Below are 17,861 nucleotides of genomic sequence, written 5' to 3' on the forward strand. Positions count from 1 at the left end.
TCCGTATTTGCGAGTGCAAAAGTAAAACTTTATTTTTTAATGACCAAATGTTTTTGAAGAAAATTTTAAAGTTTTTTAAGCAACCTTAACCCTCCTCAAAACCTCAATCCCTATACTCCTGCGCTCCCTCTAATTGGGACTGCAAAGATACAAACTCTTTTTAAACCGGCAACTTTTTTTACAAAAAGTTTTGAAGTTTTTTCGTCCGTTTCTTTTTTGAAGTAATATCGTTTATGCCTAGCTAAAGGCGCTTCTGCGCTACTGTTCTACTCTCGTTTTCAGTGGGGCAAAGATAGTAACTTCCTACAACGCAAAACAAGTTTATTGAACATAAATTTTACATTACAGTGATATTTGTTCCTAAAGAACTGGGTAGCAGGGGGAAAAATTTTAACTAAATCCCTGTTATATTCAGTGTATTTAAAGTTCAATCGGAAATAAGACACTTATAATGGAGTTTTATGGAGTGTTTTCTTTATATATTACACTTAAAAATTCTGCATAAGACTTCTCAAGGCCAATGATATCTCCGGATTTCAGATTCAAACCACCCACTCCTGAGTTGTCTGATTTTACTTTCAGGGAGGAAACCTGAAAATAAAGATTGTCATCATTGGCTTTTGGCTGAACTTTCACTGTAGAGCCTAAAAGCTTTTTGGTTGAAATCGTATAGATTTCTCCCGGAACCACTTTTAATTTTAAAAATGATCTGGGAGAAATAATATAGTCTTTACGGTTAACATTTATTTTCTGATCTTTTTCAGAAGATGCAAATATATACATCTCCCCATTTTTAGCCGCCAATTTTTCTTTAGGTGTGTAATATAAAGCAATTTTATAATTGGCAGCATTGAATGTCTGCGGAGTACCATCAACATTTTCGAAAGGTTTTAATTCAAATGTATTGGCACCAATCTCTTTTGCTTTTTTATATACCATGGAAAATACGAGTGCGTCATCTTTTGAAAACCCCTGTACTTCTACTTCTCCTAAATAGACAGCATCTGCATCGGCAGCATCTTTTCTGTAGAAGAATTTATCTGCATTGTCATTTGTTTTTTCCACTCTGGTCATATAAACATTCTGTGCGCTCCACAGCTGGATGCATAATACGGAAAAGAGGATTGCAATATTCTTCATATATATATTATTGGTGTGAAAGGATTTCAACACATTCTTCAAGACTGTTTTCCCAATGTTTGGGTTCTATCTTATAAGCTTCTTCTATTTTATCCAGAGACATAGTACTTCTTACTGGTCTTTTGGCAGGTGTTGGATACTCTTCGGTTGTCAATGGATTTAATTTTACTGATGATTTTGAAAATTCAGCAATTTTTTTGGCAAATTCAAACCAGGTTGTCTCCGGATAGTTTGAGAAGTGAAAAATGCCATAGGTTTTCTGTGGTGCTTCGATAATTCTCATCATAGCTTCTGCCAGATCGTTGGCATTGGTTGGTTGTCCAAACTGGTCAGCAACGATTCCCAATTCTTCTTTCTGAGAGAAAAGATTCAACATTGTTTTCACAAAGTTCTTATTAAACTCGGAATACAGCCAAGATGTTCTTATAATGATTGTTTTTGGATTGATTTCCAGTGCAAGCTCCTCTCCTTCTCTTTTTGATGAACCATATACTCCTATTGGATTTGTAAAATCATCTTCAGCATATGGAAGATTTGTGGTTCCATCAAAAACATAGTCTGTAGAAACATGAATCAGAACAGATTTATAATCTGCACATGCCTGAGCAAGGTGGGCTACTCCGCCGGCATTTACTGCAAAGGCTTTTTCTTGTTCCTTTTCTGCCAGATCAACTGCAGTGTATGCGGAGGCATTGATGCAATAATCAGGTTTGTTATCATAAAAGAAATCGTTCACCTGCTCTTCATTGGTAACATCTAAAGTAGATGAGTCTGTAAACAGGAACTCATACAGATGTTCAAAATTCGGGGCAATCTTTTTTATGCAGTTTCCCAATTGTCCGTTACTACCTATTACTGCTATTTTTTTCATTTGTTTATTATTAATTTTAAATTGGAACCCTCAATAAGAAATGGAGTTAAGAGTTCTTGGCATTCTGAGATCTTAAGAACTTCACCCTTGACTGGAAGTCTTTCTGGATAAGATCTACATAAAACTGATCAAAAATTTCTTTGATATCTTCTGGATGAACTTCAGATTTTCTTGTTTTAACATTAAAATAAATAACAGTCACCCAAAGTACAGCATGAATTGTTTTTTCATCCAGACTCTTCATGAGAATTTCCACTTTTGCCGTTCTATCCTGTACATCAATGGTCTTGCTGCTGATCACTACCTGTGTATTATATCTTACTTCTTTGAGATAGGCTATTTCGTTCTGAATAGCAATCCAGGTACAGCCGGTTTTCTTGGTATATTCTTCATAAGTGAATCCATAAAATGTTTCCACATGATCTTCTCTGGCATTGAACATATACTCAAGATATTTTACATTATTCAAATGTCCAATCGGATCACAGTCACTAAACCTAACTTTGACCGTAGTTGATACTTCTTTTTCCATTCCGCAAAAATAAAAAAACCACCTCTAAAAGAGGCGGTTGGTTTTATAAATCTTTGTTAATTTGCTGAAATTATTGAATTCCTAATTCTTTCTTCACAGCTGGAGTTGCGTCTGGTCCTCCTTTATAAAGGAATGCTGTTGAGTTTGCATCCATAATATAATCGTATCCGCCAGCTTTAGCTACTTTTTCTACTGCATCGTTTAGTTTTTTCTCAATAGGACCAAAAGCTACATCTTGCTTAGCTTGTAGATCTTTTTGAGCTTTTTCCTGCATTTGCTGGATTTCTTCAGCTAATTTTTTCATTTCCGCTTCTCTTGCGTTGTTTTCGTCAGCTGTTTTTTTAGGAGCTTCAGTTTGGTATTGCTGATATTTAGTTTGAGCTGCGTCAGCTTTTTTCTTGATCTCAGCTTGTTTAGTATCTAAGAATGTTTTAAGATCAGCATCTGCTTTCTTTTTCTCCGGCATCGCGTTAAGAACTCCCATTACATCTAAAGTAGCAATTTTTTGAGCTTTTGCCATACCTACAGATACAACCATCATTACTGCTGCAAATAATACACTTAATTTTTTCATAACTGGTAAATAAATAATTTAATTTGTTTTTAGATTTTAAAATATAGCAAAAGTTAATTCTTTTATTATTTTTTGCCTTTACTATTTGTTTTTTCCTTCTTGTCTGTTCCTTTTAATAAGATAGACAATACTTTTTCGGTGTAATCATATTTTGACTGAAGGAAAATAACACTAATGTTATTGCTTTTATCAAGAACTATGCCCAAGCCATTTTTTTCGGACATTGTTTTGATGGCTCCCCAGATCTGATCCTGAAAAGGCTGAACCAGATTTGTTCTCAGTTTTGTAATTTCACCATTCGCTCCAAAACGTAAGCTTGTTGTCGTTTTAATATTTTTATCTAGGTCTGTAACTTCTTTTTCTCTAAGTTTAAGCTGATCACCTATCAATAAAACTTTTTCACTTTCAAAAGCAGCTTTTTTTCTTTCATATTCAGACTGAAGATTTTGAAGTTCAGACTCCCAGGTATCGATCTGAGAATTTAATCTTGCTTCGGCTTCTTTATACTGAGGTAATTTATTTAAAATTTCATTAGTATCCACTACTCCGATTTTCTGGGCATTGTTCAACCCGAAAAGCAAGAGTAATGCGAATGTGAAAATTATTTTAAAGTGCTTCATATTTAATAATTATAATGTTTGGTTCATCAAGAAGTGGTTTCTCCATCCGGACTTGTCACCTGATAATGTTTTATCAAGACCTAGTGCGAAGTCGAATCCGATCAATCCAAATGCTCCCATATAAACTCTTACACCAACTCCGACTGATCTTTTCAACTGGAATGGGCTGTAAGAACTCCATGAGTTCCATACGTTACCACCCTCTGCGAATGTCAGGGCATAGATTTTTGCAGTCTGGCTCATTGAGATCGGGTATCTTAATTCTAAAGTAAATCGGTTATAAATGGTACCTCCTCCTCTTTGAGTAATATCATCAGCCTGACCTCCTTCTGTACTGGCATTTTCATATCCTCTTAAAGGGATCAATTCTCTACCGTCATATCGACCTCCGAAAAGACCTGTACCTCCCATATAGAATCTTTCAAACGGCGGCGCTCCCAGCTGGCTGTTATATCCATCCATGAATCCCATTTCAGCAGAAGACCTTAGCACAAGTTTTCCAATGATCTCATTGTAAACATCTGCTTTGAACTTGATTTTATAGAATTCCATCCACTTATATTTGTCAATAGGTGACATTGTGGAGTAATCTTTCTTCTTAAACAATGAGTATGGAGGAGTCAGTTTTGCTGAAAGCTCAATATTAGATCCCATTGTTGGGAAAATCGGGTCAATACCTGCTGAGTTTCTGCTCAGTCCTAAATTGACACTGAAGTTATTGGCAGTACCGTTATTTTCTGTGGTATCCCCAAACTGGAATGGATAGTTCTTGAAGTCATACTTCTGGAACTGTAAACCTGTATAAAGAGAGAAGTAGTCATCTGGCCAGTTCAATAGTCTGTTCAGACCTACTGAAGCAGAGAAGATGTTCAATTTCTGGGCTTCTCCATATTGATCTGTGTATCTTACTCTTGAGTTATTTAAACTTACAGAAAGTGCTGTTGGTCTAGTACCAAATAGCCAAGGTTCTGAGAATGATACTCCATAGTTTTGGAAATACTGTCCTGCCTGTACCTGAATAGAGAACGTTTGTCCGTCTCCCTGAGGTACCGGTTTGAAATCTTTAAACTTAAGGAAATTCTTTAATGAGAAGTTATTAAATGTTAATCCTAAAGTACCGATAAAACTGTTACCTCCGTAACCTGCCTGTAACTGAACCTGTGAAGATCCTTTTTCTACAAGCTTCCAGTTGATATCTACAGTATTATCCACCTGGTTTGGCTGGATATCCTGCCCGACCTGCTGAGGATCAAAGAATGACATTCCCGCTAAATCGAAATAGGTTCTCTTAATTTCTGTTTTCTTGAATAGCTCTCCCGGTTTTGTTCTTAGTGCTCTAAGAATTACATGGTCATGGGTTGTAGTATTTCCCTGCCATGTTACTTTATTCCAGGTAGCCTGCTCTCCTTCATTAATTCTTACTTCAAGGTTTACTGCATCTCCTGACACTGATTTTTCAACCGGCGTTACATTAGAGAAAAGGTAACCGTTATTCATGTAAACAGATTTAATATCTGAATCATCTTCTTTACCTCCGTCTTCCCCAACTTTTTTGTTGAATCCTACTGCATCGTAAATATCCCCTTTCTTATATCCTAATAATCTCTGTAAATATTCTGTTGCGTATACGGTATTACCCGTGAATGTAATATCCCCGATGTAATATTTTTTACCCTCGCTAAGTTTTACATTGATTTCGTAGTTATTTCTTTTGTTTCTCCATACTGAATCTGAAACGATTTTAGCGTCTCTGTATCCAAGAGAGTTGTAATAACTGATAAGGCTTTGCTTATCTTCCTGGTATTTATCTTCAATGAATTTTGAGGATTTCAAAATACCACCGATTCCGAAACGTTTTTGTTTGGTTTCTTTGAAAGCTTTATTTCTAAGTTTGCTATCGGTTACATTATCGTTTCCTTCAAATTCGATATGGTCAATTTTAATTCTTTTACCCTTATCTACATTGATTGTCCAATCTACCAACGCGGGATCTCCTGCATTTACTTTATCCTGGATAGTAATTTTGGCATCTGCAAAACCTTTTTTGATGTAGTCTTTAGGGACATTGGTTTTAAGGCTTGAAACCAAGTTCTGAGTGATCTTAGTTCCTGGTTTTAGGTTGTTATCCTTTGCCAGTTTTTCACTTTTAGATTTACCGATTCCTTTTCCTGTAAATTTCACTTCTCCAAGTTCTTTCAGATCCTGCAGATAAAATTTCAGAACGATCGTCTGTCCTTCAATGCTTTGAACATAAACTTCCACTTCAGAAAAAGATTGGGTATCCCAAAGTTTTTTTACAGCGTTGCTGATTTTCTGTCCCGGAATGTCTACACTTTCTCCTTTTGTAAGGCCCGTAAATCTTAAGATCTGAGCTGGTGTATATTTTTTTACCCCATCTACAACGATGTCTTTAAGTGTATAAGTTCCTGCCTCATTTTCTGCATGTACAGCATTATTTACTTTTGTGCTGTCTTGTGGAGTTACTTGTCCATAAAAATGTGCAGAAGCAGCAAACATAATGATGGGTAATAGTCTAAACTTCATTTTATCGAGTCTTTCTTTTCTTAAAAATTTATTGGCCTTTTACCTGTTCACCGGTTAAACCATATCTTCTTTCCTTGTTTTGATAATCCACAATACACTGGAAGAAAATATCTTTGGTGAAATCCGGCCACAGAACATTTAAAAACTGTAATTCAGCATAAGCAATCTGCCAAAGCAGGAAATTGCTTATTCTTATTTCGCCGCTGGTTCTGATCAGTAAATCTACAGGAGGAAAATCTTTTGTATAAAGATAATTTTCAAATAAACTTTCGTTTATATTTTCTATCTCTACTTTTCCTTCTTTTACATCAGAACTTATGTTTTTTACGGCTTCCAGTATTTCATTTTGTGAGCCATAGCTAATAGCCAATACAAGGTTTCCTTTTGTGTTTTCTTTTGTGAGTTCTACCACACGTTCCAACTGCTCTCTTACTAATGCAGGCAACTTCTCAAGATTCCCTATAACATGCATTCTCAATCCTTTGCTGAAAATCTCTTCTGCTTCCAGCAGTAAGGTTTCTACCAACAGATTCATAAGGGTATTCACTTCTTCGCTTGGACGATTCCAATTCTCTGAAGAGAATGTATACAATGTTAAGTAAGGAATATTAATCTCATTACAAGCATTAATAGCATTTCTTACAGCATTAATGGCATTTTTGTGACCGAAAGTTCTTTCTTCGCCACGAGATTTTGCCCATCTTCCATTACCATCCATAATGATGGCTACGTGTTTTGGTAAATTCTCAGAATTTATTTTTTCTTTAATCAACGACATATTATTCACAATAACATGGAGGTCTTCCGAACGAATATGTCAGTCCTAAACTGAAAGTATTTATCCAGTCTCTGGATCTGTCATCTCCAATATTTCTCTTTTTAATAAACTCTGCTTCTCTTTCTTTAGAAACCGCATAATAATTTCCTGACTGTAATAATGAACCGCCTGTGGCAGGATCCAAAATATCAGCATTATAAGAAGTTTTTACATCTTTGGAAAGGATCTTGCTGTGATCCAACTGATCCGTCAATGTATATCTGAATGTAGCTTCTGCAAATATTGCCCAGGAATGGTTGAATTTATACTTTAAACCCACCCCAAAAGGGATATGCATTGTTACTTTTTTGCCCAATGAATAATCTGTGGTAGTTGTAAAATCCAATTCATTGACCGGAGCCTGTGCCACACCATCAGCATCTCTTCTGAAATCATTCACCAGAGTAGCTTTAGGAGCATCAAACATCAAAGCACCAACACCTCCGAAGATGTAAGGGCTCAGCATGCTTATCTGCTCATTATTTACCGGGAAAAAATTATATTCAAACATTAAACTCGCCTCATACACATTATTTTTTCCGTATGAGTTTCTATTTCTTCTATAATCTTCCTTTGCCGCTTTATCACTGAACTGAATCTGGTTGTATCCTAAATCCAATCTAACAGTCTGATGCGGGTTAAAATTAAATCTATATAATAAACCACCATAAAATGGAACTCCCCAATCTGACGCTCTGCTTAAATCCAACGGCTTTTGTAAAATATAATTTGTCCTTCCTACATCTCCCACTAGGTTACTCATACCTAGACGAACTCCCAATTCGTTTCTTTGTGCTTTAACACTTACCACTCCAAGGAAGGCAAGGAAGCTAAACAATAATTTTTTATTCATAAAAGAATATGGATTTATGGTTATTTTAAAATTTAATTTTTGCAAATATAAAACATTTTTATATTAATGATAATCTTAATGTTTAGTTAAAAATAAACAAAAAAACATAATTTGTTATAAAGTAAACGGCAAAGTGGCAAAAATATTCTTTTTTTCATAGAATGAAAATACTTTACATATGAAAAAACCCCCATTAAATGAGGGTTTAATGCTTTATTTTTTATTAAATAATACCTGTACTTTATTTCTGATCCTTATCAGTAAAGGCTCTTTATAATTTTTATCTTCATCGAAATAACCATAACCATAGCCGTATCCATAACCATAGCCATATCCATATCCGTAGCCTTGTTTGGTATTATAGTCATTATAGACAAGTCCCAGATTATTGACTTCATCGTTATGATACTTTTCAGTAATCATTTTCAGCATATACTTTTCTGTGTATTCGTGGCGTACAACATATATATTAGCATCAGAATACTTCATCAGCTCGTAGGAGTCTGCTACAAGACCTACAGGTGGTGAATCTATAATAATGAAATCATATTTTTCTTTGAGTTCTTCTATAAATCTGATATTTCTCTGACTCATCAAAAGCTCAGATGGGTTTGGCGGGATAGGACCCGAAGTAGCGACATCCAGATTAGGGATCTTGGTCTTGTTAATAATCTGGTCAATATCTACTTCTCCTGTAAGATAATTTGAAATCCCATATTTATTATCAATCTTAAAGTCTCCAAAGATTTTCGGTTTTCTAAGGTCCATTCCTAACAAGATTGTTTTTTTATCACTTAATCCTATTACAGATGCTAAATTGATAGAAATATAAGTTTTTCCTTCTCCTCCAATGGATGAAGTAATCAAAATAACTTTTCCTTTTTCACCTTCATTATCCATCAGGAATCTCATATTGGCTCTTATTCCTCTGAAAGCTTCTGATACAGATGATTTTGGCTGCTCAAGAACGGTAAGCATATTTTCATTGCTGTTATTTCCTATTACCCCAAGAAGCGGAATTTTTGTAGCACTTAAAAGTTCTTTAATGTTTCTGATTTTACTGTCTAATACTTCACCTACAAAGATAAAAAGTAACGGAAGCAGCAGCAATCCTGAGATAATGGCAGTTTTCGCTAACTTGACATTAGGTGCAATAGGTCTTTGTCCCAGATTTTTGGCTGGGTCAATCACTGTAATATCGGATTGATTGGTCGCCATTCTCATTTTAGTATCGCTCTGTCTTCCCAGAAGACTATTATAAGTGGCCTCAATCATATTATATCCTCTTTCTGCATCCAGATATCTTCTTTCTTTTTCAGGGTAAGAAGCTAAATCCGAGTTGGCTCCTGAAATATCACGATCAATTTTGTTGATCTCTTCATAATATCTGTTATAGTATCCTCTTAAACTGTTCGATGATCCCATTCTTGCCTCATCAATAAGCCTGTTGATCTCTCTCATGGGCTCTGATGAAGGCTTATAAATAGAAGCCATTTCTGCTCTTTTGGTATATAGAGCTTTTAGTTCAGTAACTGTTGCTGAGAATACTCCATCTTCAAAACCTGCAGCATTGGTTCCGATCATTTTATCAAAATTCTGAGACTGCAGCGTGTTTTTTATATTGTTAAGAGAATTGATCTTGCTTATGATATCTGCTTTTTTAGCCTCGAGCTCTTTTATTTTTTCAAGAGACTTTTCGTCTCTGTCTTTAATATTATAAAGTTTTTCCGAAGTTTTTAAATAATTGAGCACACTCGCACTTGAATCAAGTTTTTTACGGATGTTATCAAGATTTTCCTTTAAAAAGACATCGGTATTCTTATTGACTACGTTTTTATCAGCCAGTCTCTTTTTTTGTAACTCTGCAACAGATTTATTAAGGAAATTCACTGTGCTGTTGAGATTATATCCTTTTTTGGTAATAATCATAATGGACCTGATTTCTTTATCAAAATCAACACCTGTAGTAGAAACAATTTCGTTTACACTTTCATTGATCGATTTCAGGTTTACAATGATATTATCCAACTGAATTTTAGAAGGAACAGGATTTTTAAGTAATCTGAACCTCAGGTTCGGAGCATTATACCATTCATTGATTTTAATGATTTTATCAGCGGGTCTGCTATAATGATTGATAGTCTGAAAACCTTCCACTTCATAATTATACAGGTTAGTGGATTCTCCTTCTTCTGGTAAAACTACCTGATATGCTCCATCGCCTTTGGGGATCAGGGTAATAGGATAATCAATCTGCTGAAGATGTTTTTTATCAATCTGAAGAAAAACCGGTGAATCATCTTTATCCAGGTAGGTGGATTTTATCAGTCCTTTGGTAGAATAATTAACAAAAAGATCCAGTTCTTTTACCAAAAATTCATTGTGCGATCTTGATAAAAGCATTTTTTTCAGATAAAGCCCATCCTGATTTCCGGTATCACCCCAGATGAAGTTGATGGATTGGTTAGACTGTGTTGGTAAGAACTCAGAACCTTTACTGGAGGTACTTAACGATAAGTCTGATGCATAAATATTTTGTGCATAGTATTTACTGTATACCCATGCAACGGCATAGCCGATAAAAAACATCAATACAAACCAGTACCAGTTTTTAAGGACTCTTCTTAAAAAGTGTTCTAAATCAAATAACGCAAACGACCCATACTTTTCTTTCTGAGAATCATTCTTCTCTGCAGCGGTTACTCTTTCTGGAATCATGACTAAAGATTTTTAAGAAGTAAATAAATAGACAATGCCGTAGTAATTACCGAAACTCCTGTTGTTAAAGTCTGAATAGGATCTTTTCCGAATCCGTTCAAGCTTTTTGCTCTTGTGCTCAGATAGATTTCATCTCCATTCTGCACATAATAGAAAGGAGAGTTCATAAGATCTTCTCTGGTAAGATCTATTTTGGCAATTTTGATTCCTTCCGGAAGTTTTCTGTGGATAACGATCTCTTTCTTATCAATCGTCCTGTTTAGCCCGCCATTAATGGCTAAAGCTTCAGTAATGGTAAGTGTATTTTTATGAACTACTTTCTCTCCTGAAAGACCTGTAGTTTCAACATCACCAAGAATATAATAAGTGATACCGTCCGTATTGAGTCTTACTTCAGATTTACCTTCCTGGAAATTTTCATTTACCTTTTCCTGAATTTCTTTTCTGATATCCTCTAATGTTCTTCCCTCAGCTTTTACATAGCCAATTCCAAAAACATTGATATCACCATTGGAATCTACCTTGAGTCCGTTAAAATAGAAATTCGTATTTCCTCCTCTGCTCATCCCGGAAGTAGTACCAACTCCTCCCCCTACAGAACCACCGCCAGACATGGCCGGACTTGTTACAGCTCCGGTTCCGGTCCCTCCTGAGGAATTGTAAGAAGAATAAAACTGTGCAGCATCTCCTTTGGGAGTTGTTACAATGTTAAGATTGAGGATATCATTTTTGGTAATCCTGTATACAGGGATATTGTAGGGAACAAGACCTTCTTCATTAATTACGAGACTCTCACTTGGTTGTAAGTATCTTACATCCTTTGTTGTAATACATGAGGTAACTAAAAGAGGGAATATTAAAAATAAATATTTAAAGTTTTTCATCATATATATATATAATATTGTTTACAAAAGTAATATTTAATTGTTAATTTTTGTTATTTCTTACTCGATATAGTAAATCTGGCAAATATGCACCAAAAAAACCCAGTGAAACAATCACCAATAATAAAAGATTGACATTAATATGTCTTAAATAATAAGCCACTCCAACAATCATCAGATAGTAAAGAATAATATAAAAAGTTGATCTCCTATGGGTAAGATTCAATTTCAGCAGTTTGTGATGAATATGGTTTTTATCAGCATCAAATGGTGACTTTTTATTGTAAAGCCTGATCATAATGACATTCAGAGTATCTACAATCGGAAGAATCAGAATAGCTACCGCTACTACAGGAGCAGACTGAAGGTGATATCTGGGAACATCGATCAGTTTTTTATCTATAAAAATATCTATAAAACAGATGGATGTAAAAGCCAATAAAAAACCAAGGAGCATAGAACCTGTATCTCCCATAAATATTTTGCGGGTACGGTAGTTTGACAGATTATAATACAAAAATGCCAGCACAGTTCCAATAATAACAACAGACAGTATTACCAGCGGATAATTATATTCCCCCAGACGGTAATAGCTTATTCCAAATAAAGCACTACAGATAACGGAATAACCTCCTGCCAGCCCATCGATCCCGTCAATCAGATTGAACGCATTAATCAGAATAATAAATGTTACGATACTGAATATCACACTTACAAAATACTCCAGCTCAAATACGCCTAAGATTCCGAATAAACTTCTGATTCTGATATCGGAGCCAATAACAATCAGGGAAGATACAACAATCTGTGCAACAAGTTTTTTGTAGGCTCTCATTACGACAATATCGTCCATTACCCCCACATAGAGCAGGATAATTAATGAAGCAAATAAAAATTTGTAGAGATCAAACAATTCATAGGCAAAAATAGAGGCACAGATTCCTATTGAATAAAAGATGGCGATTCCACCAAGATTGGGAATTTCTCTAAGGTGCGAGCTTCTTATTCCAGGCTCATCCATCAGATTCTTTCTTCTTGAAATCTTGACAATGGTAGGAATAGAGAAAAATGTAATTAAAAAGGAGAATACGAAGCCTAATCCTATTTTTACATAGAAAATAGGTATCCCCGATCCGCTTAAGAACAATTCAAAGTTTTTCATTCTTTTCTAATTCAGCACTTGTATCTCCAAAATAAAAAATCATAACAGGAACTTTATTATCATTTTCTATTGACCGAAACAATAGTACTTACATTTGTGTTTACTAAATCAACTTTCTTATCAATTTTTTTTGTCCTCCAAAAAACAACAGATAAAAAATCTTTTTCTTCAAAGGCAAAGATAAAAGATAATTCTTACCAAAACGACTATACTTCAATATATCTTGAATTTTTATTTGTCTTTCTTTCATAAAAAGGTCTAACTGATCAGACATGCTGTAAAATATTTCGTCTTTTTTCACATACGCCAGGTAGGCCAAAAACGAATAAACTCCCTCAAAAATCTGGAAATTTTTCAATTCTTTGCTTTTATTGGAATAGGAAGATTTACCGAATACCTGTTCTACATCAGAAACAGCCTTTAACATATCAAGTCCTTTTTCTGTGTGGGTTTTTGTAATAGAATCAGTACGTTCAAGATACTGATAATGAAAATTCTGAGTCTGCGCAATGATTTCACATTCCAGCAAAAGCTGAGGAATCAGCTGAATATCTTCAAAGTGAACTCCTTTTTTAAATCTTTTCTGATTAAAAAGTTCTTTTTTGAACAGCTTATTGCATGCAAAATAGCTGATATCAGAAAATACAGAAAAGTTATGTTCAAGGGCTATTTTCTCCGGCATATCGGGAAGCTGTGTCAATTTTTGTACAATTTTTCCGTTCTCATCCACTTTCTGAATATTACAGATGACCATTTTCGCATGATGCTTTTCCGCTAAAAGAAACATTTCTTCAAACATGTTTTCAGTAACATAATCATCACTGTCTACAAAACCTATATAATCTCCGGCAGCCCTGTCGATTCCAAAATTACGGGCATCACTCAGTCCACCGTTTTCTTTGGTAAAGGCTTTTATTTTATCAGGATATCTTTGTGCAAATTCTTTAATTATTTTTTCAGAGTTATCTTTGCTTCCGTCGTTTACTACAATAATCTCGATATCAGAAAGGCTCTGCTTTACCAGAGAATCGAGGCATTTTGCCAAATAGTTTTCGACATTATAAACGGGAACAATAATGGATACTCTTGAGGGAACATTTGTCATACATTAAATTTTCGTCAGTCTTGCATTCAGCCAGCCCTTTTTAGCTTCATCAAAATCTTTTCTGGAGCAGGGAATGCAGTTTTCTATATTTTCATCATCACCAAAATACCACAAATTACTGAAAGTATCACGCCTGAATGCATATTGTCTGTCATCTATCAAAACGTAGAACAGCTCATAATGCCTTTCTTTCGGATGGGAATGCTGGATATTGATTCCTTCGATCAGGTACCACAGCATCTGTGCTAAAAGCTGATGGTTCAACTGGTTTTCAGAATAAATATTATAATTAAAAATTCCGACAGATTTCAGGTTTTCACTCAATCCGCTTTCTTTCATATAGGCACAGATCTCTCTTCTGTTCAAACCATTTACCTGTGGATTCATTGAAAAGGGCTCACTAAAGCTTTCAATAGCATCACAGTTTACGGTCACCAGATCTGCTTTTCTGAAGAACGGTTCTGTTTTTTCTGTAGAATTCATCATTTCAGCCAGCCGGATAATATCAAATTCTACTTCTTTGATCAGCCTTACAGAATCCAATTCATTCAAATGTTTCTGGTAGCCCAGATGATGGTAGTTTTTAATGGAGAAATTTTTGGCTCCGAAAATTTTGCTCAAAAAAGTATTTTCATTGATGGTTTCACCTTGCTGAAGGGAAATAATATTACTGATCTGGGTATAGTTGATGCTTTTCTTATGGAAATTCAATGCTGAAAATAATGAGAAAGCAAAGTCATTGGAGCCCCCGATAATTATCGGAATAGCTCTTTTATAATGACATGCCGACAGGACTTCCTGCAAGATATAGTGAGTATCCTGAACAGATTTCCCCGATACCAGATCACCAAGGTCTACAACAGGAATTTCGAAATCCATCTGTGAAAGCTTGTAAAATTCTTTTCTTACCGCCGTAAAATCCTGCACTTCCGCATCGCCGCCCGCACCTCTGTAGTCTGATACAAACAAAAGAACAATACTGTCTTCTCTGATATCTTTTGTAATCCGATTTCCTATCTGCCAGCTCTCTGTTTTAAAATTTCTTGGTGAAATGATAAAGTCTTCGAAATCCATATTTTAATTTAAAATGTAATAATTGATTAATTGCTTGATATAACAAACATACAAAAAACATAGAAACTGAGAAGACATGTTTCTCTTTGTTCATAAAAAAAGCCGTCAACAGGTGTTGACGGCTTGTATTGTAACCTTAAGGATTATTTATTTTTTAGCTGCAGGTTTCTTAGCTGCAGTTTTTTTCACTGTTGCAGGAGTCTTCTTAGCTGTGGCTGCTTTTTTAGCTGCAGGTTTTTTCTTTTCCGCAAAAGCTTTCGGATCCTGATCTGTAATCCACTTTTTAACCTCATCAAGAGAAAGTTCTTTCAGTTCCTCAGCTTCATATTTTGTATCGTCTGCTTTTTTTGGAATTTTGAACATGGCTTTTCCGAACTTGATGAAAGGTCCCCATCTTCCGTTTTCAATCGAGATTTTTTCTTTTTCCCATTGCTGGATATATCGGTTGGCCTCTTTCTCCAATTTAGCGTCAATCAGTTCATTGATATCACTTTGTGAAAGGTTTTCGAAATCATATCTTTTAGGAACATTCACAAAGATATCTTTGTACTTGATAAATGGTCCGAATCTTCCGGATCCTTTGGTTACCGGTTCTCCTTTATACGTAGCAATTGGAGCATCAGCAATCTTCTTTTCATTGATAATCTCCTCAGCACGTTTCTGATCTACAGAAAGCGGATCTTCACCTTTCGGAATACTGATATACGTTTCACCCCATTTCACATAAGGTCCGAATCTTCCCACTCCTACAGAAACCGGCTGTCCGTCAACTTCGCTTAAGTCAAACGGCAGTTTGAACAGTTCCAGCGCTTCTTCAAAAGTAATGGTTGCAATATTCTGTCCTGACATTAATGATGCAAAGATTGGCTTCTCTTCATCATCAGTTTCTCCAATCTGGATCATCGCTCCGAACCTTCCGATTCTTGCATGTACATTTTTACCGGTCTTAGGATCTACTCCTAAAAGTCTGTCTCCTGTTGCACGATCTGCATTTTCTTCTACATCTTCAATTCTGGGGTGGAATTTGGAGTAGAAATTGGTCATCATTTCCTTCCACTTCTGATCACCACTTGCAATTTCGTCAAAGCTTTCTTCAACTCTTGCCGTGAAACCGTAATCAAGGATTTCCCTGAAGTTATCTGTAAGGAAGTCATTAACAACTTCACCTATATCTGTAGGAACGAATTTATTTTTATCACCGCCAAACTTCTCCTCAAGAACTACTTTTTTGATCTTATCTTTTGTCAGAGACATTTTGATCACTTCACGGGTGTGTGGTTCGATTTCTCTTTTATCCACATACTCTCTGTTCTGAATAGTCTGAATGGTAGGCGCATAAGTAGAAGGTCTACCAATCCCTAATTCTTCAAGTTTTCTCACCAACCCGGCTTCAGTATATCTTGCACTTGGTCTTGTGAACTTTTCAGTAGCAGTAATGGTTTTATAGCTCAAAACTTCTCCCACGCTTACTTTTGGCAGCAGCTTATCGTTGTTTTCATCATCATCGTCCTCTGTTTTTACAATTCCGTAGGCTTTCAGGAAACCGTCGAAGATGATCACTTCTCCTTGTGCCTCAAAATGATGCGGTAATGATGTATTTCCTATTTCGATCACTGTCTTTTCAATTTTGGCATTAGCCATCTGAGAAGCAAGTGTTCTTCTGTATATTAATTGATAGAGTTTGTTCAGCTGTGCATCTCCTATACTTTTCACTCCAAAATCCGTAGGTCGGATCGCTTCGTGCGCTTCCTGTGCAGAAGCTGATTTTGTGGTATAGTTTCTTGGAGAAGAATATTCCGCACCGTATTCTGAGATGATCTGTTTCTTAGCTCCTTCAATAGCTTCCTGGGATAGGTTTACAGAGTCTGTTCTCATATAGGTAATAAACCCTTCTTCGTATAATCTCTGTGCCAGACGCATGGTATTGGTCACATTATATCCAAGTCTTGACGAAGCTTCCTGCTGTAAAGTGGAAGTTGTAAACGGAGCTGAAGCGGAACGTGTACCTGGTCTGGTTTCAACATTGAGAACTTTAAATTCTGTAGTTTTAGCCTGTTCCAGAAATTTTTCAGCCTCTTCTTCCTTTTCAAAATCTTTTTTAAGCTTAGCAGCAATTTCCTGCTCTGTTTTATTTAAAAAGATTCCGTCCAGCTTAAAGCTTGCTTTTGGCGTAAATTCACGGATTTCTTTTTCTCTTTCAACAATTAACCTTACTGCTACAGATTGTACTCTGCCTGCAGACAGCCCCGGTTTTACTTTTTTCCATAAAACGGGAGACATTTCAAAACCTACGATTCTGTCCAGCACTCTTCTTGCCTGCTGGGCATTTACTAAGTTCTGATCAATATCTCTTGGGTTGTTGATTGCTTTTAGAATGGCGTTTTTGGTAATCTCGTGGAAAACAATTCTTTTTCTGTTTTCAGGCTTCAGCTTCAACTCATCCGCAAGATGCCATGCAATAGCTTCTCCTTCGCGGTCCTCATCGGAAGCGAGCCATACCATATCAGCTTTCTTTACGGCAGCCTTTAATTCGGTTACCAGTTTCTTTTTGTCTGCTGAAACTTCGTAATCAGGACTGAATGTGGCAAGGTCTATCCCCATTCCTTTTTTAGGAAGATCCCGGATATGTCCGAAACTGGATTTCACTTCAAAATCCTTTCCTAGATATTTTTGAATAGTTTTTGCTTTTGCCGGGGACTCTACGATTACTAAATTTTTCGACATTCTAACTAAAAATTTTTGCAAAAGTAAAGCTTTTTTATTATATACTTTTTGTTAAAAGGGTTTAATTTAATAATCAGGGCGCTTTACACTCTCTTTCAATACTCATTTTTTTGATAAACAAATCCTTTGTAGTATAGGTTTTAGACTGTTATACAATAATCAGCATTTATTGATATAGAATTTTTCATCATCCATAATAGATGTAAGAAATATGCTGGTTTAAAAAAAAAGCAGAACAAGATG

Annotated in this window: 14 protein-coding genes; all 14 read right to left on the minus strand. The window is 35.6% G+C overall.

Annotation, left to right across the window (positions count from 1 at the left end):
- Nucleotides 1-459: 459 nt before the first annotated feature.
- Nucleotides 460-1,140 carry a hypothetical protein gene (locus DEU40_RS10645; protein WP_110009818.1) on the minus strand — a complete coding sequence of 227 codons (681 nt, stop codon included), beginning with the start codon at nucleotides 1,138-1,140 and terminating at the stop codon, nucleotides 460-462.
- A 7-nt stretch (nucleotides 1,141-1,147) separates the two neighbouring features.
- Entirely contained in the window at nucleotides 1,148-2,011 is an 864-nt protein-coding gene (gene rfbD / locus DEU40_RS10650) for a dTDP-4-dehydrorhamnose reductase (protein ID WP_110009819.1), read from the minus strand.
- 46 nt (nucleotides 2,012-2,057) lie between these two features.
- Nucleotides 2,058-2,543 (minus strand): acyl-CoA thioesterase, encoded by a 486-nt coding sequence (locus tag DEU40_RS10655; protein WP_110009820.1) that lies wholly within the window; start codon nucleotides 2,541-2,543, stop codon nucleotides 2,058-2,060.
- A 70-nt stretch (nucleotides 2,544-2,613) separates the two neighbouring features.
- A complete protein-coding gene (locus DEU40_RS10660) occupies nucleotides 2,614-3,117 on the minus strand; it encodes an OmpH family outer membrane protein (protein WP_110009821.1) in 504 nt (167 codons plus the stop codon).
- Between the two features lie 65 nt (nucleotides 3,118-3,182).
- The gene (locus tag DEU40_RS10665) at nucleotides 3,183-3,737 is read right to left on the minus strand and encodes an OmpH family outer membrane protein (RefSeq protein WP_110009822.1); all 555 of its coding nucleotides are present in this window, start codon (nucleotides 3,735-3,737) and stop codon (nucleotides 3,183-3,185) included.
- Between the two features lie 9 nt (nucleotides 3,738-3,746).
- Nucleotides 3,747-6,281 (minus strand): outer membrane protein assembly factor BamA, encoded by a 2,535-nt coding sequence (gene bamA / locus DEU40_RS10670; RefSeq protein ID WP_110009823.1) that lies wholly within the window; start codon nucleotides 6,279-6,281, stop codon nucleotides 3,747-3,749.
- Nucleotides 6,282-6,309: 28 nt separating this feature from the next.
- A complete protein-coding gene (locus DEU40_RS10675; protein WP_110009824.1) occupies nucleotides 6,310-7,059 on the minus strand; it encodes an isoprenyl transferase in 750 nt (249 codons plus the stop codon).
- 1 nt (nucleotide 7,060) lies between these two features.
- Entirely contained in the window at nucleotides 7,061-7,951 is an 891-nt protein-coding gene (locus DEU40_RS10680) for a DUF6089 family protein (RefSeq protein WP_110009825.1), read from the minus strand.
- Between the two features lie 213 nt (nucleotides 7,952-8,164).
- Nucleotides 8,165-10,669 (minus strand): polysaccharide biosynthesis tyrosine autokinase, encoded by a 2,505-nt coding sequence (locus tag DEU40_RS10685; protein WP_110009826.1) that lies wholly within the window; start codon nucleotides 10,667-10,669, stop codon nucleotides 8,165-8,167.
- A gap of 2 nt (nucleotides 10,670-10,671) precedes the next feature.
- Nucleotides 10,672-11,556: a polysaccharide biosynthesis/export family protein gene (locus DEU40_RS10690; RefSeq protein ID WP_110009827.1), complete on the minus strand. Its 885-nt coding sequence runs from the start codon at nucleotides 11,554-11,556 to the stop codon at nucleotides 10,672-10,674.
- Nucleotides 11,557-11,596: 40 nt separating this feature from the next.
- Complete coding sequence (locus DEU40_RS10695; protein WP_110009828.1) at nucleotides 11,597-12,715, minus strand: glycosyltransferase family 4 protein; 1,119 nt, start codon at nucleotides 12,713-12,715, stop codon at nucleotides 11,597-11,599.
- A 103-nt stretch (nucleotides 12,716-12,818) separates the two neighbouring features.
- The gene (locus DEU40_RS10700; protein WP_110009829.1) at nucleotides 12,819-13,820 is read right to left on the minus strand and encodes a glycosyltransferase family 2 protein; all 1,002 of its coding nucleotides are present in this window, start codon (nucleotides 13,818-13,820) and stop codon (nucleotides 12,819-12,821) included.
- 3 nt (nucleotides 13,821-13,823) lie between these two features.
- Complete coding sequence (locus tag DEU40_RS10705) at nucleotides 13,824-14,894, minus strand: formimidoylglutamase (RefSeq protein WP_110009830.1); 1,071 nt, start codon at nucleotides 14,892-14,894, stop codon at nucleotides 13,824-13,826.
- A 147-nt stretch (nucleotides 14,895-15,041) separates the two neighbouring features.
- A complete protein-coding gene (gene topA, locus DEU40_RS10710; protein ID WP_110009831.1) occupies nucleotides 15,042-17,618 on the minus strand; it encodes a type I DNA topoisomerase in 2,577 nt (858 codons plus the stop codon).
- Nucleotides 17,619-17,861: the final 243 nt, after the last annotated feature.

It is taken from the genome of Chryseobacterium sp. AG844 (assembly GCF_003182335.1).
Classification (GTDB): Bacteria; Bacteroidota; Bacteroidia; order Flavobacteriales; family Weeksellaceae; genus Chryseobacterium; species Chryseobacterium cupriresistens.